The sequence below is a fragment of the Micromonospora sp. WMMA1996 genome (assembly GCF_002573675.1).
In the GTDB taxonomy this organism is placed as follows: Bacteria; Actinomycetota; Actinomycetes; order Mycobacteriales; family Micromonosporaceae; genus Micromonospora; species Micromonospora sediminicola.
Window position 1 is genome coordinate 3713835 of sequence record NZ_PDHU01000001.1, and the last position, 21144, is coordinate 3734978.

The following is a 21144-nucleotide window of genomic DNA, read 5'->3' on the forward strand; positions in this document are numbered from 1 at the left end:
GCGTCGGACTCCTGGGTCGTCAGGCGGTGGGGCGGGGGGTGGTGGCGTCGCGCAGGGCCAGGGCGACGGTGGCGAACAGGGCCGCGCCGCAGCCGACGCCGGAGACCAGGGCGACCGTGGCGGCGCTGCCGCCGAGCGCGTGGACCAGGAAGCCGGCGATGCCGAGCGCGGTCATCACGGCGCCGAGCCAGTGGTAGCGCGGCATCCGCCAGACCGCGGCGAGGCCGAAGAAGTGCACACCCACCACCACCGCGACCCACGCGACCGCCACCTCGGGCCGGTCCAGCACGTTGTTGATCACGGACAGGCCGCCGAAGAGGGCGACCGCCTCCAGCGCCACCACGAGCCAGTAGCGGCGGTCCATGAAGCCCGCCGCCTCCCGCTCCGGTGCGGGCGTCTCCCGGCGGGCGACCCGGAACAGGCCGACCAGGAGCAGCGCGGCCACCAGCAGGCCGGCCACCCGCACCACGAGCGGCCACGGCGCGGGCAGACCACCGCTGTTGACCAGGACGAAGACGGTCCCGAACGAGATCGCCACCAGCGAGCCGATCACGAGCCCCGACGGTCGTCCCCTGGTCCCCGGCGTGCTCATCGTGTCCCCTCCCGACGATCGCGCCGTCCGGTCGGCCCGGCGCGCGGCAGATCGTACGGCAGGCCGTGCCCCGCACCCGCATCCGCGACCCGAACTCCTCGATCACACCGCTTGGGGGCGGTGGGTACGGTGCGGTGGTGTCCATGCACTGGGGACGGTGGTTGCGGCGGGGGCTGCTGGTCGTGGTGGTCGGGTCGACGGCGGCGCTCATCGGCTGGTCGCTGGTGGCCGACGGCAAGACGCCGGTCGCGGTGGTCTCCGGTGCGCTGGCCGCGCTGGCGACGATGTTCGTGCCGCCCCTGGTGACGGCGCTGAGGCCGGGCAGGACGTCGCACCGGAGTGGTCCCGTGCCGGCGCGCGTGTTCGGCGCGGTGCCTCGGGTGGCGTGGCACTTCCAGCCCCGGCCGGCGGAGGTCAAAGCGTTGCGGCGGGCGCTGAAGAGCCAGGGCCGGGCCGCGTTGGTGGCGTTGGCCGGGCAGCGCGGCGCGGGCAAGTCCCAGTTGGCCGCCGAGTACGCGCGGCAGTGCGTCGCGGACGGCTACGACCTGGTGGCGTGGCTCAACGCCGAGGGCGGCGCGACGGTCGAGCTGGCCCTGCTGGCCGAACATCTCGGGCTCCGGACCGGGGCCGAGCAGACGCCGCCCGAGTTGGCCACGGCGGTGACCCGGTGGCTCAGCGATGGCGGCCGGGCCCGCCGGCTGGTGGTGTTCGACAACGTCGACGACCCGGACGCGGTCGCGCCGTTCCTGCCCGGACCGGGCGGTGCCACGGTGTTGATCACGAGCAACCGGCAGGAGTTCGCCGCTATGCCCGGCGTGACCGTCGTCCCGGTGGGACTGTTCAGCCCGGAGCAGGGGCGGCGTTTCCTGCACGAGGCGACCGGGCTGCCGGACGGCGGGGACGCCGGCGAGGTCGGCGAGCAGTTGGGCTGGCTGCCGTTGGGCCTCGCGCAGGCCGCCGCGTACGTCGTGCGCAACCGGCTCTCGTACCGCCGCTATCTGGCGGCGTTGGACGGGCAGGACCTCGACGCCACGCTGCGCCGTCAGGCCGGCACCGACCATCCCGGGGTGCTCAAGGCCACGCGGTTGAGCGTGGCCGGGCTGACCGCCGACGATCCCGACGGAGACGCGGTACGCCTGTTGACCGTACTGGCGCTGCTGTCGCCGGACGGCGTCAGCCGGGAGATGCTCGTCGCCGGCGCCGACGGGCTGGGCCTGACCGGAGGGGTGGGGCGGGCCCTGGACCTGCTCGCCGGCGCGTCACTCGTCACGCTCGGCGGTGTGGTGGAGGACGAGCGGGGTCGCGACCGCGTGGTCGTGACCGTCCACCGGTTGACCGCCCGGGTGATCCGCGAGCTGGCCAGCAGGGCGGATGCCACACCACCGCTGGCGGACGCGGTCGCCGCCGCGACCGGCCTGCTGGACCGGCTCACCGGCGCCCTGCCCTCGGTGCAGGTCGCGCGCCGCCGGGCCGAGGTCGACGAGCTCGTCGCGCACACCCTGGCGCTGCGCGAGCACGCCACCGACGTGCCGCCGCTGAGTCAACTCGGCTGGGCGGCCGGTGCGTTGCAGGCCGCCGGCGACCTCGTCCGCGCCGTGACGCTGTCGGAGCAGCTGCTCGCCGACCACGAGCGCGTTCTGGGCGCGGAACACCCGGACACCCTCAGGTCCCGCAACAGCCTCGCGATCGCCTACCGGGTGGCCGGCCGCATCGACCTGGCCGTCGCCGCGCACGAGCGGAGCCTCGACGAGGTCGAGCGGATCCTCGGCCGGGACCACCCCGAGGCCTGGGCTTCCCGCAACAACCTCGCCGTCAGCTACCGCCTGGCCGGCCGCGCCGAACAGGCCGTCACCCTGCTCGAACAGACTCTCGACGAATTCGACCGGATCCTCGGCCCCGACCATCCGAACACCCTGAAGGCCCGGGGCAACCTCGCCAACGCCTACGGATCGGCAGGTCGCATCGAACAGGCCGTCGCGATGCACGAGCGGAACCTCGCCGAGGCCGAGCGGATCCTCGGACCCGATCACCCGGACACCCTGAAGTCCCGCAACAACCTCGCCAACGCCTACCGGGCGGCGGGCCGCGCCGAGGAGGCGATCGTCCTGCACGAGCGGACCCTCGCGGACCGCGTCCGGGTCCTCGGACCCGATCACCCGGACACGCTGAAGTCCCGCAGCAATCTCGCCAGCGCCTGCCAGAAGGCGGGCCAGGTGGATCGCGCCGTCGCCCTGTACGCGCAGACGCTCGCGCACTGCGAGCGCGTCCTGGGACACGACCACCCCCTGACCGGCACGGTTCGTCGCCGGCTCACCCGGTTGGGGCGACGTTAGCGCCGCCCTCGCCGACCGGACCGGTGGCCGGGCCCGTGCGGACCCGGCCACCGGCGTACCCGGTCGGTCAGCTCGCGGCGCAGGTCACCGCCGGCACGGCGTTGGTGCCGTTCCAGCTGGCGATGAAGCCGAAGCTGGTGCTGGCGCCGGCGCCCAGCCGGGCGTTGTAGTCCACGTTGCGGGCGGTGTACGCCGACCCGCTGTTGCTGACCGTGGCGTTCCACGACTGGCTGACGGCCTGGCCGTTGGTGAACGTCCACTTCGTGGTCCAGCCGGTGATCGCGGCGGACCCCGCGGTCACCTTGACCTCGCCCTGGAAACCGCCCTGCCACGAGTTGACGACGGTGTACGTGGCGGTGCAGCCACCGGCCGGCGGGGGCGTGGTGGTCGGCGGCGTGGTCGGGCTGGGGCTGGTGGTCGGGCTGGGGCTCGTGGTCGGGGTCGGGCTGGTGGTGGGGCTGGGCGAGCTGCCGGCGAAGACGGACGCCTCCCGGGCGGTCGCGGCGATGCCGTTGGCCCCGTTGAAGATGCGCTGGCCCCAGGTGGTGAGCTGGGCCGGGTTGAAGCCGGTGGTCATGTCGAGGTATTCGACGCCGCCGCCGTTGCCGCTCCACGACCAGCCCAGGTAGCCGATGCCGTTGGCCTGGCTGTAGGACATGATCGCGTCCTCGTCGGGGTTGCCGTCGGAGTGGTTGAACCCGAACTCACCGACCACGATCGGCAGCCCGGCGGAGCGGAACCGCCCCAGGTAGTCGCTGATCTCGGCGGCGGTGTCGAAGACGCCGTACATGTGGATGGAGAAGACGGTGTTGCGCTGCGGGTCGGCGTTGAACACGGTGCCGGCGTTGTCGCGCATGGTGAACGACCAGTCCTGGCCCCAGTTCGGCCCGTCCACCATGATCGTGTGGGTGAGGCCGCCGGCGCGCAGCCGCTTGATCGCGTTCGAGGTGTCGGTGGTCCAGGCGCTGTAGCCCTGGTTGCCGAACGGCTCGTTGCCGATGTTGACGATGACGTACTTCTCCTGGCCCTTGAGCACGTCGGCGATGCTCAGCCAGTAGTCGGTGGCCCGGGCCAGCGTGGTGGCGGCGCCGTCCTCGCCGTAGCCGGTGGTGTCGTGCACCTCCAGCACGCAGATCAGCCGGTTGGCCTTGCACAGCGAGATCACGTTGGCCACGTCGGCGGCGCTGTTCTTGGTCCAGCGGTCGCCGCTGCCCAGCACCACCCGGACCGTGTTGGCGCCGAGCGCCTTGATGTTGGCGAACGAGCTGGTCTGCTGCGGGTACCAGGTGTGCGCGTGGTTGACCCCGCGCATGACGAACTCGGTGCCGTTGGCGTCGTAGAGCCGCCCGTTCGAGACGGAGAAACCGGCGGCGGCGTGCGCCGGCTGCCCGAAGGCGAAGACGGCGGCGAGGGCCGTCAGCAGGGCGGCGCCCGCGACGGAGAGCATCTTCTTCATGGCTGTCCTCAGGGGAAGGTGTCACCCCGTGCCCGAGCGGGGGTGCGGTGATGGTGACGAGGCGGTGGCGGCTGAGCCCGACAGCCGCGCCCGTGACTCCCGGCGGACGCCGGCATCAGCGTAGGCCGATGGGACGCGGAAGGCAACCGGTTAAGTCCTGCGGCGACCCGTGCCGTCACGGGCCGCCGCAGGGGCGGTCATCCCCACCACAGGATGGTGCGCCGTCCCGGTCTGAACCGGTTAAGCCGGACTGTAGGCAGCATCCGGCGCGGCGTCAAGACGATCGCCCGGGAAGCGGACACCCGGGTTGATCCGCCTGAGGCGGGGTATCCGGAGACGATCCACCCGGAAGGAGATGCGCCATGGTGAACGTCGGCTACACCCTGATGTGCGAGCAGGCCGGCCCGAAGGAGCTGGTGGACCACGCCATCCGCGCCGAGGCCGCCGGCTTCGACCACCTGGTCATGTCCGACCACTACTACCCCTGGCTGGAGTCGCAGGGCCACTCGCCGTACGCCTGGTCGGTGCTCGGCGCGGTCGCGCACGCCACCAGCCGACCCGAGCTGCTGTCGTTCGTCACCTGCCCGATCCGGCGCTACCACCCGGCGGTGGTGGCGCAGAAGGCCAGCACCATCGGGGTGCTCTCGGACGGTCGGTTCACGCTCGGCCTCGGCGCCGGGGAGAACCTCAACGAGCACGTGGTGGGTGGGTGGCCGCACGTGCAGCAGCGGCACGAGATGTTCGAGGAGGCGCTCCAGATCATCCGGCCGTTGCTCAACGGCGAGACGCTGACGTTCTCCGGCAACCACTTCGACGTGCCCGACGCGTACGTCTGGGACCGGCCGGAGCGCCCGGTGCCGATGGCGGTGGCCGCCTCCGGTCGGCAGTCGGCCACGCTGGCCGCCGAGTACGCGGACGCCATGATCGCCACCGACCCGCTGTCCCACCTCGTCGACATGTACGACGAGGCCGGCGGCGCGGGCCGTCCCCGCTACGGACAGGTCGCCATCTGCTACGGCCCGGACGAAGCCGAGTGCCGCAAGATCGTGCACGACCAGTTCCGCTGGTTCGGCATGGGCTGGAAGGTCAACGCCGACCTGCCCGGCCCGGACGCGTTCGCCGCGGCCACCCAGTTCGTCCGCGAGGAGGACGTGGCCGAGGGCATCTCCTGCGGCCCGGACGTCGACCGGCACGTCGAGGCGTTCAAGAAGTTCGTCGACGCCGGGTTCACCCACGTGGCGCTGGTCCAGGTGGGCGGCGAGAGCCAGCCGATGTTCCTCGACTGGGCGCAGGAGGAACTGCTGCCCCGGCTGCGCGAGCTGTGACCCGCTCGGGCGTTGCCGCGGCACTCGCGGCAACGCCCGAGCCTGCTGCGAGGAGCTGATGTCATGCGTATCGGAAACACCGAGATCCGACCCGCCGGCGGCGGGTTCGGCTGCCTCCTGATGATCCTCTTCTCGATCGTCGCCTCGGTGGTGCTCACCGTCCTGCTCAACCTGGTCCTGTAGAAGCTCCCGCACCGCTCCGGCGGCGGCCACAGAATGTGGTCATGAACCTGCTGAGCGTGCTGCCGCTGGCCTTCGTGATGGTCGCCGGGCCGCAGGTGGTGAGCGCGATCTTCCTGGCCGCCAGCCGCGACCCACGCCGCAGCTCGGTGGCCTACCTGGCGGGCGCCACGCTGGGCATGCTGGTCGCGCTGACCGTCTGGTACGGCGTGTTCCGGCTGGTGCGGCACAGCGCCGGCAACGGGACCAGGGACAACGGCAGCCGGCACCTCATCGACTGGATCGTGCTGGCGCTGCTGCTCGTCCTCATGGTGATCACGTTCCTCAGGCGGAAACGGAACCAGCCACCCGGCTGGATGCGCAGGCTGGAGGACCCGAAGCCCGCGTTCGCGTTCGGCCTGGGCGTGGTGCTCTTCCTCGCCATGCCCAGCGACGAGGTCACCATGGCCTCGGTCGCGGGCAGCCTGGCCGGGCACGACAGGCCGTGGTGGCACCTGCTGCCGTTCCTGGTGCTGACCGTGCTGCTCCTGGCGCTGCCGCTGCTCGCGCTGGTGCTGCTCGGCCGCCGCGCCGAACGGATGCTGCCGAAGGTCCGCGACTGGTCCGACGCCCACTCCTGGATCATCAGCGAGCTGGTCATCCTGATCTTCGTGGCGATCGTCGGGTCCGACCTGACCTAGGGGTCGAGGTCCAGCTCGACCACCACCGGGTAGTGGTCGGAGGCGGCGTCGGCGTCCCCGCCGCGCACCACCCGCACCGCGTGCACGCGCCCGGCCAGCGCCGGCGTGGCGAGCAGGTAGTCCAACCGCATCCCGGCGAACTCCGCGCCGCCGTGGCGTGTCGGCACGGTCCACCCGCCCGGCTCGTCGCCGCCGGATCGCGGCCACAGGTCGACCAGACCGCCGTCGAGCAGCCGGGCCACCGCCCGGGTGTCGACCGTCCGGCCGTCGCGGCGCAGGTGCCGCCGCCGGTACGGGGTGGCGAGCCCGGCCAGCCGTGCGGTGTGGTCGGCGGTGGGCTCCAACGTGTTCAGGTCACCGGCCAGCAGGGCCAGCGCTCCCCCGGTACGCCGGAGCGCGGCGGCGAGCCAGTCCGCCTCCATCCGTCGTCGCCCACCCGAGTACGGGTTCAGGTGGGTGCTGAACACGGTCAGCGGTCCCGCGCCGGTGGCGATCTGGACCCGGGCGGCGGCGTGGTGGAACGGGCGTCGGACCCGCCCGGCGCGCAGCACCCGCAGGGGCGGGCGGACCAGCACCGCCACCGGCTGGCCGAAGCAGGACCGGGCCAGGTGCGCCTCCATCCCGAGCCGGTCGGCCAGGCCGCCCAGTCTGGCGTCCATGCCGCGCAGCTCCTGCAACGCCAGCACGTCCGGGCGTCGCGCGGTGACGACCGAGACGATCCGGTCCCGGCGGTCGGTGCCGTCGCGGTCCCGACCACCGGTCCGGATGTTCCAGGTCATCACCCGCAGCATCGGGTCAGTCCGGCCGGCCGGCCTTGGCCAGCTCGTCGTCCAGCTCGTCCACCTGCTCGGACTCGATCGCCGGCCGGTTGCCCTCGTGCACGTCGGCGTTCGGCCGGATCACCCAGTAGAGCAGCGACAGCCAGAGCGTGCCGAGCAGGATCGCGCCCATGAAGTCCGTCGGGTGGTGCATCCCCCGGTACATCCGGGAGGTGGCCACCCCGACCGGCATGATCACGGCCATCGCCACGAACAGCCACCGCCACCACCGGTCGGTGCGCGGGAACACGATGATCGCCATGGCGGCCCACAGACAGATGGTCGCCGCGATGTGCCCGGACGGGAACGACGAGGTGGGCATCTGCCCGTCCAGGTTCTCCACCGGTGGGCGCGGGCGCTCGACCACCCGGGCGGTGGCCAGGAAGAGGCTCAGCTCGCCGAACATCGCCAGCACCACGAAGAGCACCGGTCGCCAGCGCCGCCACACGGCCAGCACGATCGGGCAGAACACCAGCGAGACCAGCAGGATGGCGTGGGTGTCGCCGAACTTGCTCCACCACCAACTCAGCCCGGTGAGCGCGTCGGTGTGCCGGGCGGCGAACCAGCGCGGCACCTCGGTGTCGAGGGTGGCGAAGAAGGTGCCCTTGGCGTGGTAGCTGACGTACATCCCGAACGCGTACAGCGCGCCGAAGACGATCACCCAGCCGACCAGCAGCTCGGCCACCGCCGAGCGGGGGTGCTCCAGCACCTTCTCCTCGGCCGGGGCGGGCGCGATCTCCTCGCCGGCCTCCGGCTCCAGGCCCTCGGTCAGCGGCGGCACCGGCCGGCCGCGCTCGCGCCGCCAGAGCCGGAACGCGTACGCGGTGACGCCCAGCCAGGCCGCGCCGAGCAGCCAGCCGCCGAGCACGTCCGAGACGAAGTGCACGCCCAGCGCGATCCGGGTCAGCCCGACCAGGAAGATCAGCACGGCGGCGATGGCGATGGCCGGCTTGCGCCACCGCGGCGACATGGCCGGCAGGAACACCAGCAGCAGCGCGCCGTACGCGACGAACGAGCCGAGCGCGTGACCGCTGGGGAAGCTGTTGCCGGGGGCGCTGGCCACCGGCACGTCCACCACCGGGCGCAGCCGCCCGACCAGCGCCTTGAGCGACGGGTCGAGGATCAGGCCGCCCACGCCGGTGACGATCAGGTAGACCGCCAGCCGTGACTGGCGACGGATCAGCAGGCCCACCACGGCGATGGTGATCAGCCAGATGAGCACCGGCCGGCCGCCCAGGTCGGTGATCGCCTGGAGCACGGTGACCAGCGGGCCGTGCTGCGCCACCAGGTTGTTGAACCACTCGGCCGCCTCGTGGTCGCCCTGCTGGAGCGGGCTCCAGCGGAACCGGACGAGCATGAGCAGCACACCGAATGCGACTCCCGCGCCGGCCACCGCGAGCAGGCCCACCAGGCTCCGCTCGGCGAAGTGGCCGAGCGGCCGGCGCCCGGTTTCCTTGACCGCGGTCACACCGCACCTCCCTCGTTCTTCTGCGAGGCGCGCTGTACCCGATCCGCGTGTCTCGTACACGCCGCACCGGCGCGGCGTCAGAGCGCGGTCATCTCACCGGTGTCGAGCAGCTCCTCACGCTGCGCCTCCGGCTCCCACAGGTCCGGCTGGGCCGGCTCCTCGACCCCGATCCGCATCGCCTCCAGCTGGGCGGCGAAGGCCAGCCCGCCGAAGAGCGCCATCCCGGTGAGGTTGGCCCAGAGCAGCAGAGCCATCATGCCGGTCAACGCACCGTAGGTCTGGCCGAATCCGCCGCTGTACTTCACGTAGGCGGCGAGGAGCAGGCTGGCCAGCCACCACAGCGCGATGGCGATGCCGGCACCGAAGAGGAGCCAGGACAGGCCGGGCTGCTTGCGCCGGGGCGCGTGCCGGAACAGCACCGCCACGGCGAGCACGGTCAGGCCGAGGCTGAGCGGCCACCGGACCACGTCCCACACCACGGTGGCGACGTCGCCCCACTCGTAGTGGCGGCGCACGGAGTCGCCCAACGCACCGCCGCCGACCAGGATCAGGAAGCCGAACAGCGCGGGTACGCCGGCGAGCAGTGCGAGCACCGTGGCGCGCACGTACTTGGGGAGGGCCGGGCGGTCCCGCTCGACGCCGTAGATCCGGTTCGCGCCGCGCTCGATCTGCGCCATGGTGGTGGTCAACGCGACCAGCCCGGTGATCAGACCGAGCGTCAGCGCCAGCTCGCCGGCGTCCTCGGTGCGGTCGGTGTCGGAGAGCAGCTCCTGCACCATCGACTCGCTCTGGCCGGGCGTGATCGCCAGGACCGTGTCCGCGACGACCTTGCCGCCCTCGTCCGCGCCCAGGTCGGTGATCAGGCCGGTGAGCGCGATCAGGAACGGCACCACGGCCAGGCACAGTTGCAGGCCCAGGGCGCGGGAGTGGCTGAAGCCGTCGCCGTAGCGGAACCGGATGAAGGCGTCGCGCAGCAGGCACCAGCCGCCGTGCCGGCGCAGCGTGTGCCAGGCGTCGTCGGCGGAGAGTTCGTTCTCGGTCATCAACCGGGTCTCGGGGACGAGCTTGGTGCTACTCACGGCGCGCCTCCTCGATCAGCTGCTCACCGCGCTCCGCGGCCGCGTCGGCGTCCACCGCCAGGTCGGGGTCGTCCGCCGGGCGCGGCACGCAGAGCCAGAGCGACTCGGGCCGGATGGTGGCCGTCAGCGAACGGCCCGGCTCGATCAGGTCGCCGTCGAGCTGCCGGGGCTGCGGACGGTTGCTGGCGATCTCGACGGTGCGGGCCCGGAACACCTCCATCCGGGGCACGCTGCCCCGCCGGCGCACCAGCGCCCAGCCCATGGCGAGCCAGTGGCCGAGCGTGCGCGGCGTCAGCACCGCCACGTCGAGCCAGCCGTCGTCCGGCTCGGCGTCGGTGAGCAGGCGTACGCCGCCCTGGAGGCGGCCGACGTTGGCGACCAGGACCGAGCGGGCCCGGCGGCGCAGCGGCGGGCGGCCGTCGATGCGCACGGAGACCCGCATCGGCCGGTCCCGCAGGTGTCGGGCGGCGCCGACCAGGTAGGCCGGCCAGCCGATCCGCTTCTTGGTGGTCTCGGAGGTGGAGTCGAGCATCTGGGCGTCGAAGCCCATCCCGGCCATCACCGCGAAGCACTGGTCGCCGACCACGCCGACGTCGAGGCGGCGCATCCCGCGCTCGACGGCGACCTCCAGCCCGGCGCCCAGGTCGTTGGAGAGCCCGAGGTTGGCGGCGAGCAGGTTGCCGGTGCCCTGGGGCAGCACGGCCAGCGCCACGTCGGTGCCGGCGAGCGCGGTCACGCAGGCCATCACGGTGCCGTCGCCGCCGCAGGCGAAGACGACCTCCGCCCCGGCCTTGACCGCCTCCTCCGCCTGGCCCCGGCCCGGGTCCTCGACCGTGGTCTCGTACCAGGTCGGCGCCGGCCAGCCGGCGGCGTCGAGCGCGCCGTCCACGATCCGCCGGAACTCGTCCAGGTCGGCCACCTTCACCGGGTTGACCACCACGGCCGAGCGCGGGGTGCGGTTCTCCGCGGTCACCGGGCGCTTGTCGTCTGCACCGTCCACGGCGTCAGTGTGCAGGACGCGGGGCGCGGCGGCGAGCCGGCGGAGGCGGACGTTGCGAGGACCGCAAACAGGTTTGGGATCCGGCCCGGCCTCAGGCCGCCTCGCGCAGCGCCGCCTCGACCCGTCGCCGCAGGTCGTCGAGGTCGACCCCGGCCTCGGTCAGGGTCAGCGCGGCCAGTCCGTCGCCCTCCCGGAGCAGGCCGAGCAGGATGTGCTCGGTGCCGATGTGCCGGTGGCGCAGTCGCAGCGCCTCGCGCAACGACAGCTCCAGCACCTTCTTCGCCCGGGGCGAGAACGTGCCGACGTGGGGCCGGCGCCGCCACCAGCGGCGCGGGCGCGGGGCCGCCTCACGCAGCGCGTCGGGCCCGAAGGACTCCTCGATCCGGGCCACGATCGCGGCGAGGTCGATGCCGATCTCGCGCAGCGCCGCCGCGTCCGCCGCGCCGAGGCCGTCGACGCCCTGCGCCGCGTGGCGGGCCACGGCCGCGCGCAGGTCGTCGGCCGTGACGCCGGCGGCGGCGAGCAACCGGACCGCCAGGTTGTCGCGGTCGGCCAACACCCCGAGCAGCAGGTGCTCGGTGCCGACGGGGCGCCGGCCCTCGGTCCGGGCCTCGTCGACCGCGTGGTGCACGACCGCGCGGGCCCGGTCGGTGAATCGTTCGAACATCACGCCTCCCAGCTTCCGGGCACCGCCGGTCGACCGGCGTGCTTCTTGTGGACCGCCTGCCGGCTGACCTCGAGGGCGTCGGCGATCTCCTGCCAGGACCAGCCCTGTCGCCGGGCGTTGTCGACCTGGACCACCTCGAGCCGCTCGAGCAGCCGGCGCAGGGCGAGCACGGCCCGCAGGCCGACCTTGGGGTCGGTGCTGCCGGCTGCCGCCGCGAGTTCCGTCGCCTGACTCATGCTGTCAATGTAGGTTGACAACCGGCCGCCCGTCAACCCCGGTTGACAGATGACACGGCCGCGACCTGCCGATCCGTGACCCGGGCCGGTGCTACCGTCCGCTGGTGTTCCGCCGCCGCCCACTGGACCGGCCGGTCGAGGCCGCCCGCCGGCTCACCGCCGGGCGGCTCACCCTGGAGATCGCCGGGGGCAGCGTGGTCGGGCACCGCTACCCGGAGAACTACGACGTGCTGCACCTCGACCCGGAGCTGCCGCTGGCCGTGGTCTGCGACGGCATGGGCGAGGGCGAGGGCAGCCGGGTGGCCGGCACGACCGCGGCGGAGACGTTCGTGGCCCAGGTCCGCGCCGGGTGGCCCGCCGTCGACGCCGCCGGGCTGCGCGCCGCCGTCGCCGAGACCCAGCGGCGGGTACGCCGGGCCGGCGCCGGTCGACCCGGGCTGACCGGGTGCACGCTCACCGCGCTGGTGGTCGAGCCGGACGGCGACCAGGGCTGGCTGGCGCAGCTCGGCGACTCCCGGGCGTACCGGCTGCGCGACGGGCTGCTGGAGCTGGTCACGGTGGACCACACGATGGCCTGGCTGGGCCTGCTGCACGGGTGGTGGCCGGCGGACTCCCCCGAGGCGGCGCGGGCCCGCTACCAGCTTCTGCGCTACGTCGGTCACCCGGACCGGCCGGAGCCGGACCTGCTCGCCGTGCCGCTGCGGCGGGGGGACACCTGGTTGCTCTGCACCGACGGGGTGAGCGACCAGCTCGGCTACCACCGGCTGCGCGACCTGCTCGCCGCCCGCCGGGACCCGGCGCGGACCGTGCGCGCCCTGCTCGCCGCCACCCTCGACGCGGGTGGCGACGACAACGCCACCGCCGTGGTGCTGCGCGTCCACCCCGCCCTGCCCGCGCCGCGCTGAGCCTCCGCACCCCCGCGTGACCGGGGACACGTGTGACGGCCTGACATTCTGTGCAAGACTTGTCAGCATGTCGAACGACCGGCTGGAGACGATCCTGACCGCCGCGTACGAGTGCTTCACCCGGCACGGGATGCGGCGCACCACCATGGACGACATCGCGGCGGCCGCCGGGATGTCCCGGCCGGCGGTCTACCAGTACGTGCGCAACAAGGACGACGCCTACCGGCGGCTGGCCGAGCGGCTCTTCGCCGACTCGCTCGACCGGGCCCGGCGGGTGGCCGACGCGCCCGGCGGGGACCTGGCCGGGCGGGTGCACGACGTGCTCGCCGCCAAGCTGGAACTCACCCTCACGCTGCACCGGGAGAGCCGGCACGCCACCGAGCTGCTCGACGCCAGCGGCAAGCTCACCGGCGACCTCGTCGAGGCGTACACCACCGAGCTGACCGACCTGGTGACCGCCACGCTGGCGGACGCCGCCGGGCCGCGGGCCCGCGCGGTGGCCGACGTGCTCGTCGCGCTCACCCGCGGCCTGGAGGCCGACCTCACCGACCCCGACCTGCCCCGACGGCGGCTGCGCGACGGCGTCGCGCTGGTCGTCGCGGGCCTGCCCCGACCTCAGGGAGACCACAGATGACCGCCGTCCTGATCACCGGCACCTCCTCCGGCATCGGCCGGGCCACCGTCCGCCGGCTCGCCCGCCGCCCCGACCTCACCGTGTACGCGACCGCGCGCAAGGTCGACGCGATCGCCGACCTGGCCGACGCCGGCGCCCGGCTCCTCCCCCTCGACGTCACCGACGAGGCCTCCATGCGCGCCGCCGTGGCCGCGGTGGAGGCCGCGCACGGCCAGGTCGACGTGCTGATCAACAACGCCGGCTACGGCGAGTACGGCCCGGTCGAGGAGACCCCGATGGACCGGGTGCGCGCCCAGTTCGAGACCAACGTCTTCGGGCTCGCCCGGCTCACCCAGCTCGTGCTGCCCGGCATGCGCCGGGCCGGCCGGGGCCGGATCGTCAACGTCAGCTCCATGGGCGGCCGGCTGGTCTTCCCCGGCGGCGGCTACTACCACGCCAGCAAGTACGCGGTGGAGGCGCTCTCCGACGCCCTGCGGCAGGAGGTGCGCCCGTTCGGCGTGGACGTGGCGATCATCGAGCCGGGTCTGATCCGCACCGGCTTCGGCGCGGTGGCCGCGTCCTCGCTCGGCGCCGGCGCCGACCCGACCGGCCCGTACGGTCGGATGGTCGCCGCGGTGGACGCGGCGATGGCGAAGTCCTACCGCAACCCGCTGCTCGCCGCGCCGCCGGAGGCGGTGGCCCGGGTGATCGAGCGGTCCGTCGTCGCCCGCCGCCCGCGCACCCGCTACCTGGTCACCGCCGCCGCGTGGGCGATGGTGCACACCCGCCGGCTGCTCGGCGCCCGGCTCTTCGACGCGGTCAACCGGCTCCAGTTCCGCTGACCCGGTCCGGCCGACCCGGCCCCGCGACTACGGTGGGTGAAAAGCGCGGTCGGGAGGTGAGCCGGGATGGCCGCACCGAGCCACGGCGCGGTGGTGGTCGGCGTCGGCCGGTCGGCGGAGGACCTGACGGTGGTCCGGACGGCCGCCGGCGAGGCCGCGGCCCACGGCCGGCCGCTGCACCTCGTGCACGCGTTCAACTGGGCCGCGTCCCCTGGACCGGCGCCGGCCGGCGGCACCCGCGTCGACGCGGAGAACCTGCTGGAGAAGGCCGGGCAGGTGGCCGCGGACGCCGCGCCGGACGTGCCGGTCAGCGGCGAGATCGTCGAGGGCTCGCCGGTCGAGGCGCTGCTGCGGGCCGCCGACGCCGCGTTCCTGGTGGCGCTCGGTGACGGCGGCATGGCCAGCTGCCCCACCTGCGTCCCGGCCGACGCCCCGGCGGTGGAACTGGCCTCCCGGGCCGGCTGCCCGGTGCTGGTCGGGCGCACCGGGGCGGCGCCGCCCGGGCCGCTGCTGGTCGGCTACGACGGCTCCCCCGGCTCGCGGGCCACGCTCCGCTACGCCTTCGACTGCGCCGAACGCCGGGGGGCCCGGCTGCTCGCCGTGCGGGTGGTCGAGACGGACCGGCACGACGGCGACGACGGCCTGCTGGAGGAGGCGGTCAACCGGCACGCCGTACGGCATCCCCGGGTGGCCGCCGCCTGCCAGACCGTCCGCGGCGATCCGGGCGAGGTCCTGCTCGACCGGTCCCGGTCGGCGCAGCTCGCGCTGGTCGGCGCGCGCGGCGACGGGCCGGTACGGTCCACACTGGGCGCGGTCAGCCAGGCCCTGCTCTACCACTCGCCGGCCCCGCTGATCGTCGTACGGGGCGTCGGTGACGACGCCGGGGACGGGCCATGACGCCCGCGCGAGGCGGGACCAACGGCCCTGACCGTCCACCCCGGCGGAGGGCCAGGCTGGATCCGCCGGGGACGACGATCCCGTCCCCGAGTGGCAGACGACCCCGAGCCACGAGAGGCTAACGCAGCATGGACACCGCTCTCGACCTGCACAGCCCCCTGACCGAAGACGAGCTGCGCCGGCTCGACGCCTACTGGCGGGCGGCCAACTACCTCACCGTCGGGCAGATCTACCTGCTCGACAACCCGCTGCTCCGCGAGCCGCTCAAGCCCGAGCACATCAAGCCGCGCCTGCTGGGCCACTGGGGCACCAGCCCCGGTCTCAACCTGCTCTACACGCACCTCAACCGGGTCATCGTCGACCGGGACCTGTCCGCCATCTTCGTCACCGGCCCCGGCCACGGCGGCCCGGCGCTGGTCGCCAACACCTGGCTGGAGGGCACCTACAGCGAGCTGTACCACCACATCCCCCGGGACGAGGCCGGCATGCAGCGGCTGTTCCGGCAGTTCTCGTTCCCCGGCGGCATCCCCAGCCACGTGGCGCCGGAGGTGCCGGGTTCGATCCACGAGGGCGGCGAGCTGGGATACGCGCTGAGCCACGCCTACGGCGCCGCGTTCGACAACCCGGACCTGCTGGTCGCCTGCGTGATCGGCGACGGCGAGGCGGAGACCGGCCCGCTCGCCGGCAGCTGGCTGTCCACCGTGTTCCTCAACCCGGCCCGGGACGGGGCGGTGCTGCCGATCCTGCACCTCAACGGCTACAAGATCGCCAACCCGACGGTGCTGGACCGGATCCCCACCGACGACCTGCTCGACCTGATGCGCGGCTACGGCCACCAGCCGTACGTGGTGGAGGGCGACGACCCGGTGGCGGTGCACCAGTTGCTCGCCGCGACACTGGACCGGGCGGTCGACGAGATCGCCGAGATCCAGCGCCGGGCCCGCTCCGGCGGCGAGGTCGAGCGTCCCCGCTGGCCGATGATCGTGCTGCGGACGCCGAAGGGCTGGACCGGCCCGACGGACGTCGACGGCAAGCAGGTCGAGGGCACGTTCCGCGCCCACCAGGTGCCGATCGCGGAGGTGCGCGACAACCCGGCGCACCTGGCCGAGCTGGAGCGCTGGCTGCGCAGCTACCGGCCGGAGGAGCTGTTCGACGCCACCGGCGGCCCGGTCGCCGAGCTGGCCGCGCTGCCCCCGACCGGTGACCGGCGGATGAGCGCCAATCCGGTGGCCAACGGCGGCAAGCTGCTGCGCGACCTGGACCTGCCCGACTTCCGGGACTACGCGGTCGAGGTCGAGGAGCCCGGCGGCACGGTGGCCGGGGCGGCCGGCGCGCTCGGCCCGTGGGTCCGCGACGTGATCGTCCGCAACCCGCAGACCTTCCGCCTGTTCGGCCCGGACGAGGTCGCCTCGAACCGGCTCGGCGCCGCGTTCGAGGTCACCGACCGCGCGTTCGTCGGCCGGCGGCTGCCGTCCGACGACCACCTCTCCCCCGACGGCCGGGTGATGGAGGTGCTCTCCGAGCACCTCTGCGAGGGTTGGCTGGAGGGCTACCTGCTGACCGGCCGGCACGGTCTGTTCACCAGCTACGAGGCGTTCATCCACATCGTCGACTCGATGGTCAACCAGCACGCCAAGTGGCTCAAGGTGACCCGGCACATCCCCTGGCGGGAGCCGATCGCATCGCTGAACTACCTGCTCTCCAGCCACGTCTGGCGGCAGGACCACAACGGCTTCTCGCACCAGGACCCGGGCTTCATCGACCACGTGGTCAACAAGAAGGCCGAGGTGGTCCGGGTCTACCTGCCGCCGGACGCCAACACGCTGCTCTCCACCATGGACCACTGCCTGCGCAGCCGGCACTACATCAACGTGGTGGTGGCCGGGAAGCAGCCGGCACCGAACTGGCTCACCATGGACGAGGCAGTCCAGCACTGCCGCCGGGGCCTGGGCATCTGGGACTGGGCCAGCACCGACGACGACGCCGAGCCGGACGTGGTGCTCGCCTGCGCCGGCGACGTGCCCACGCTGGAGGCCCTCGCGGCGGCCGACCTGCTGCGCCGCCACCTGCCCGACCTGAAGGTCCGGGTGGTCAACGTGGTCGACCTGATGCGCCTGCAACCGCCGTCGGAGCACCCGCACGGGCTGCCCGACAACGAGTTCGACACCATCTTCACCCGCGAACGGCCGGTCATCTTCGCCTACCACGGCTACCCGTGGCTGATCCACCGGCTCACCTACCGCCGGACCAACCACGAGAACCTGCACGTGCGCGGCTACAAGGAGGAGGGCACCACCACCACCCCGTTCGACATGGTGATGCTCAACGACCTGGACCGCTTCCACCTGGTCATCGACGTCATCGACCGGGTGCCCGGGCTGCGTTCGCGCGCCGCGCACCTGCGCCAGGAGATGGTGGACACCCGCCAGGCCTGCCGCGACTACACCCGCGAGCACGGCGAGGACGACCCGCGGGTCGCCGAGTGGCGCTGGATCCGCGAGACCGATCCCGCTGTCCGGACCGGTGAGCGCGAGGAGTGAGCTTGCGAGCCCCGCAGTCGCGAACGAAGGCAGGTACAGCGAGTGAGTGACGACGAGATCCTGGTCGGCTACGACGGGTCCACCGACGCGTCGGTGGCGCTGGACTGGGCGCTGGACGAGGCGGGCCGCTCCGGTCGGCCGGTGCGGTTGGCGTACGTCTTCGAGTGGTTGACCGTGGCCGGGTGGATCGGTCCGGGCGTGGCCCCCGGGGTCTGGCCGGACGAGACGGCCCGCCGGCAGGTCGAGGAACTGGTCCGCAAGGCGGCGGCGGACGCCGCCGCCGAGCGGCCCGGCCTCACCGTGCACGGCGAGGTCTTCGACGGGCCGCCCGCGCTGGTGCTCCAGGAACGCTCCGCCGGGGCGGGGATGCTGGTGCTCGGCAGCCGGGGGCACGGCGGATTCGGCGGGCTGCTCGCCGGCTCCACCGCGGTGTCGGTGACCGCGCACGCCCACTGCCCGGTGGTGGTGGTGCGCGACGGCCAGGCCGCCACGTCGGGGCCGGTGGTGGTCGGCTCGGACGGCTCCCCCTCGGCGCTGCGGGCGCTCGGCTTCGCCGTCGAGCGGGCCGCCCAGCGCGACGTGCCGCTGCGGGTGCTGCGGGCCTGGGAGCCGCCCGGCGACCGCTGGGTGCCGCCGGACTTCGACCCGCAGGAGACCGCCGCGACCGAACGGGCCGCCGCCGAGGCGGAGCTGGCCCCGTGGCGGGAGAGCTTCCCCGACGTGCCGGTGGAGATCGAGGCGGTGCCCGGCAGCGCGGCCGCGCTGCTGGTGGAGGCGAGCCGGTCGGCGCAGCTGGTGGTGGTCGGCAGCCGGGGCCGGGGCGGGCTGCGCGGCATGCTGCTCGGCTCGGTCAGTCAGCAGCTCATCCAGCACGCGCACTGCCCGGTGGCGGTGGTCCGCGAGCCCTGATCCGCCGGTGCTCGGACCCGGGACGGTGCCCGTGGGCACCGTCCTCACCGTGCGTGCGGCCCGAGCGGGGGGATGGCCGTCCTCAGCGATATGACTGTGAGGCATAAATATGACCAGCAGTCATATCGCTCTCGGGGCGTGCCCTCTCCGCGCGGACGGCCGCGTGCCGGGACGACCACGCCGCACCGCCGGGGTGACCGTCAGCGGTCGGGAGACGCCTCACCGTCGGACGGGTTGAGGGAGAAGTAGTCCTCCTCCTCCTGGGCCAGGTGCAGGCGCAGCACCGCGTCCAGGCCGTAGAGCGCGGCCAGCAGGTCGGTCACCTCCTCGCGGCGCAGCCGGCCGTCCGGCGACGCCGCGAGGTGCCCGCCGATCCGCTCCACCAGCCGGGCGATCTCGACGTGCGCGCGGCTCATCGTCGAGGTCGCCTCGTCGCTGCCCAGCGGCCCGGCCAGGGCCGGGTAGAGGTGCCGTTCCTCCGCCGCCTCGTGCGGCAGCACCTCGTCGACCAGGCGCCGGTGCACGTCCCGCAGCGCCGGCACGCACCCCGGGTCGTCCGGGCGGGTGGCGACCAGGTCGGCGGTGTCCCGCAGCCGGGCCAGCACGTCCCGGACGCCGCCGTGCTCGCCGGAGTACCGGTCGAGCAGCTCCCGGGTGTGCGGGGGCACCTCGCGCCGCCGCAGGCCGCCACCGAGGGCTCGCAGCGCGTTGAGGATCACCAGCACGTCGATGCCCTCCTGGAGGAACGCGCCGGCGACCGGGGGCAGCCGGCCGGCGGCGGCCACCAGCATGGCCAGCACGGCCAACCCCATCCCGACGGTGGCGCTCTGCACCGCGATGCGGCGGGCGTACCGGGCGATCTCCACGGCGTCGGCGAGCCGGTCCAGCCGGTCCACGGTGAGCACCGCGTCGGCCACGTCGGCGGAGGCGGTGGCCCCGGTCGCGCCCATCGCCACCCCGACGTGCGCCTCGGCCAGCGCCGGGGCGTCGTTCACGCCGTCGCCGACCATCACGGTCACCGCCCGGGCGGACTCCTCGCGTACCCGTTGGGCCTTCTCCCCCGGCGAGCAGCGCGCGATCACGTCGTCGACGCCCACGACCTGCGCCACCTGCGCCGCGGTGCGCGGCCGGTCGCCGGTCACCATGACCAACCGGCTCAGCCCCGCCTCGCGCAGTCGCCGCACGGTCCGCCGGGCGTCCGGGCGGACCGGGTCCTCCAGCAGGATCGCGCCGAGCGGACCGTGCTCGTCGCCGACCCAGACGGTGGACAGGCCGGCCCGCTCGGCCCGCTCCCGGGCCCGGTCCGCCCACTCCGGCGGCTCGCCGGCGAGCTGGCCCACCCGGACCAGGCAGCCGTCGACGTGCCCGGTCACCCCGCGCCCCGGTTCCTCGGTCACCCCGGTCGGCTCGGCCAGCGGCACCCCCCGCTCGCGGGCCTGCCGCACCAGCGCGGCGGCCAGCACGTGCGGGGAGAGCTGCTCGACCGAGGCGGCCAGCCGCAGCACCTCGTCCCGGTCGCCGCCGGGCGCCACCACCGTCTCCGCGGCCCGGGGCCGCCCCGCGGTCAGCGTGCCGGTCTTGTCCAGCAGCAGGGTACGGGCACGACCGAGCTGCTCCAGCGAGCCGCCGTCGCGCACCAGCACGCCCCGGCGGGCCACCCGGGACAGCCCGGAGACCACCGCGATCGGGGTGGCCAGCAGCAGGGGGCACGGGGTGGCCACCACCAGCACCGCCACCGCCCGGACGAACTCGCCGGAGAGCAGCCACGCCGCGCCGGCCAGCAGCAGGGTGAACGGGACGAACGCCGCCGCGTACCGGTCGGCGAGGCGCACCATCGGAGCCTTGCGGGCGGTCGCCTCACCGGCCAGGCGGACGATGCCGGCGTACGTGCTCTCCGCCGCGTTCCTGCGGGCCCGCAGCCCGAAGCCGGCGCCCGCGTTGACCACGCCGCTGGCCACCTGCTCGCCCGCCGCCCGGCCGACCAGCCGCGACTCGCCGGTCACCACGGACTCGTCGAGCGTGGCGGGCTCCTCGACGGTGCCGTCCACCGGCACCACGTCGCCGGGGCCGACCACCAGGCGGTCACCGGCCCGCACCGCGTCCAACGGGACCACCTCGATCCCGCCGTCGGCGGTGCGGCGGCGGGCCTGCCGGGGCGCGCGTTCCAGCAGCGCCCGCAGGTCGCGGGTGGCCCGGCGCCGGGCGTACTCCTCCAGCGCCTGCCCGGTGGCGACCATCACGGCGATCACCGCGCCGGCCAGGTACTCCCGCACCAGCAACGCGCCCAGCAGCGCCAGCACGGCGATGACGTCGACGCCGAACTGCCGGCGCCACAGCTGCCGCAGCGTCGTCCAGACGGCCGGCACCAGGGCGACCACGGTGACCGCCGCCCACACCAGCCGGGCCGCGCCGGTCACCCCGGCGAACCAGAGCGCGGCGCCGGCCAGCACGGCCAGGGTCAGCAGGGTCAGCGGGGCCCACTGCACCCAGGCCCGCCGCCGGGCCCGGGCCGGCCGCTCGGGTACGCACTCGGGCGCTTCGGTCCCCACGTGCCGATCGTCTCAGCGCCGACGCGGGCCAGGTAGGGCGAACCGGACGATCCGA

Annotated in this window: 18 protein-coding genes; 9 read left to right on the forward strand and 9 right to left on the reverse strand. The window is 74.1% G+C overall.

Going from position 1 to position 21144, the window contains the following annotated elements:
- Nucleotides 1–19 precede the first annotated feature (19 nt).
- The gene (locus tag COO58_RS17075; protein ID WP_098745709.1) at nucleotides 20–592 is read right to left on the reverse strand and encodes a hypothetical protein; all 573 of its coding nucleotides are present in this window, start codon (nucleotides 590–592) and stop codon (nucleotides 20–22) included.
- A 143-nt stretch (nucleotides 593–735) separates the two neighbouring features.
- Between COO58_RS17075 and COO58_RS17080 the strand changes: the two genes are divergently transcribed.
- Nucleotides 736–2925, forward strand: coding sequence for a tetratricopeptide repeat protein (locus COO58_RS17080; RefSeq protein ID WP_255292707.1), 2190 nt, complete (start codon nucleotides 736–738; stop codon nucleotides 2923–2925).
- A gap of 67 nt (nucleotides 2926–2992) precedes the next feature.
- Here COO58_RS17080 and COO58_RS17085 read toward each other — a convergent pair whose 3' ends face one another.
- On the reverse strand, nucleotides 2993–4381 hold the full coding sequence (locus COO58_RS17085) for a cellulase family glycosylhydrolase (RefSeq protein WP_098745712.1): 1389 nt from the start codon (nucleotides 4379–4381) through the stop codon (nucleotides 2993–2995).
- Nucleotides 4382–4743: 362 nt separating this feature from the next.
- Between COO58_RS17085 and COO58_RS17090 the strand changes: the two genes are divergently transcribed.
- Both COO58_RS17090 and COO58_RS17095 read left to right on the forward strand, forming a co-directional pair.
- A complete protein-coding gene (locus COO58_RS17090; protein WP_091579149.1) occupies nucleotides 4744–5706 on the forward strand; it encodes a TIGR03557 family F420-dependent LLM class oxidoreductase in 963 nt (320 codons plus the stop codon).
- Nucleotides 5707–5930: 224 nt separating this feature from the next.
- Entirely contained in the window at nucleotides 5931–6566 is a 636-nt protein-coding gene (locus COO58_RS17095) for a GAP family protein (RefSeq protein ID WP_098745713.1), read from the forward strand.
- Here COO58_RS17095 and COO58_RS17100 read toward each other — a convergent pair.
- The 6 genes from COO58_RS17100 to COO58_RS17125 form a co-directional block, all read right to left on the reverse strand.
- Nucleotides 6563–7357: an endonuclease/exonuclease/phosphatase family protein gene (locus COO58_RS17100; protein ID WP_098745715.1), complete on the reverse strand. Its 795-nt coding sequence runs from the start codon at nucleotides 7355–7357 to the stop codon at nucleotides 6563–6565. The genes COO58_RS17095 and COO58_RS17100 overlap by 4 nt on opposite strands.
- Nucleotides 7358–7361: 4 nt before the next feature.
- Nucleotides 7362–8852 (reverse strand): phosphatase PAP2 family protein, encoded by a 1491-nt coding sequence (locus COO58_RS17105; RefSeq protein WP_098745716.1) that lies wholly within the window; start codon nucleotides 8850–8852, stop codon nucleotides 7362–7364.
- A gap of 77 nt (nucleotides 8853–8929) precedes the next feature.
- Entirely contained in the window at nucleotides 8930–9931 is a 1002-nt protein-coding gene (locus COO58_RS17110) for a YihY/virulence factor BrkB family protein (protein ID WP_091579159.1), read from the reverse strand.
- Nucleotides 9924–10931 carry a diacylglycerol kinase family protein gene (locus COO58_RS17115; protein WP_091579161.1) on the reverse strand — a complete coding sequence of 336 codons (1008 nt, stop codon included), beginning with the start codon at nucleotides 10929–10931 and terminating at the stop codon, nucleotides 9924–9926. The genes COO58_RS17110 and COO58_RS17115 overlap by 8 nt, the downstream gene beginning before the upstream one ends.
- 91 nt (nucleotides 10932–11022) lie before the next feature.
- Nucleotides 11023–11598, reverse strand: a complete 576-nt coding sequence (locus tag COO58_RS17120; protein WP_091579163.1) for a Clp protease N-terminal domain-containing protein — start codon at nucleotides 11596–11598, stop codon at nucleotides 11023–11025.
- On the reverse strand, nucleotides 11598–11834 hold the full coding sequence (locus COO58_RS17125; protein ID WP_073836364.1) for an HTH domain-containing protein: 237 nt from the start codon (nucleotides 11832–11834) through the stop codon (nucleotides 11598–11600). The genes COO58_RS17120 and COO58_RS17125 overlap by 1 nt, the downstream gene beginning before the upstream one ends.
- Before the next feature lie 104 nt (nucleotides 11835–11938).
- Between COO58_RS17125 and COO58_RS17130 the strand changes: the two genes are divergently transcribed.
- The 6 genes from COO58_RS17130 to COO58_RS17155 all read left to right on the forward strand — a co-directional run bounded on the left by COO58_RS17130 (nucleotide 11939) and on the right by COO58_RS17155 (nucleotide 18540).
- A complete protein-coding gene (locus COO58_RS17130) occupies nucleotides 11939–12739 on the forward strand; it encodes a PP2C family serine/threonine-protein phosphatase (RefSeq protein WP_098745718.1) in 801 nt (266 codons plus the stop codon).
- Nucleotides 12740–12806: 67 nt separating this feature from the next.
- Nucleotides 12807–13373, forward strand: a complete 567-nt coding sequence (locus COO58_RS17135; protein WP_098745719.1) for a TetR/AcrR family transcriptional regulator — start codon at nucleotides 12807–12809, stop codon at nucleotides 13371–13373.
- Nucleotides 13370–14194 (forward strand): oxidoreductase, encoded by an 825-nt coding sequence (locus COO58_RS17140; RefSeq protein ID WP_091579171.1) that lies wholly within the window; start codon nucleotides 13370–13372, stop codon nucleotides 14192–14194. Before COO58_RS17135 ends, COO58_RS17140 begins: the two co-directional genes overlap by 4 nt.
- Before the next feature lie 66 nt (nucleotides 14195–14260).
- Entirely contained in the window at nucleotides 14261–15091 is an 831-nt protein-coding gene (locus COO58_RS17145) for a universal stress protein (protein WP_091579174.1), read from the forward strand.
- 128 nt (nucleotides 15092–15219) lie between these two features.
- Nucleotides 15220–17631: a phosphoketolase gene (locus COO58_RS17150; RefSeq protein ID WP_098745721.1), complete on the forward strand. Its 2412-nt coding sequence runs from the start codon at nucleotides 15220–15222 to the stop codon at nucleotides 17629–17631.
- 42 nt (nucleotides 17632–17673) lie between these two features.
- Nucleotides 17674–18540, forward strand: a complete 867-nt coding sequence (locus COO58_RS17155) for a universal stress protein (RefSeq protein ID WP_091579179.1) — start codon at nucleotides 17674–17676, stop codon at nucleotides 18538–18540.
- A gap of 200 nt (nucleotides 18541–18740) precedes the next feature.
- Here the strand turns inward: COO58_RS17155 and COO58_RS17160 are convergent, their stop codons facing one another.
- A complete protein-coding gene (locus COO58_RS17160; RefSeq protein WP_098745722.1) occupies nucleotides 18741–21089 on the reverse strand; it encodes a heavy metal translocating P-type ATPase in 2349 nt (782 codons plus the stop codon).
- Nucleotides 21090–21144: the final 55 nt, after the last annotated feature.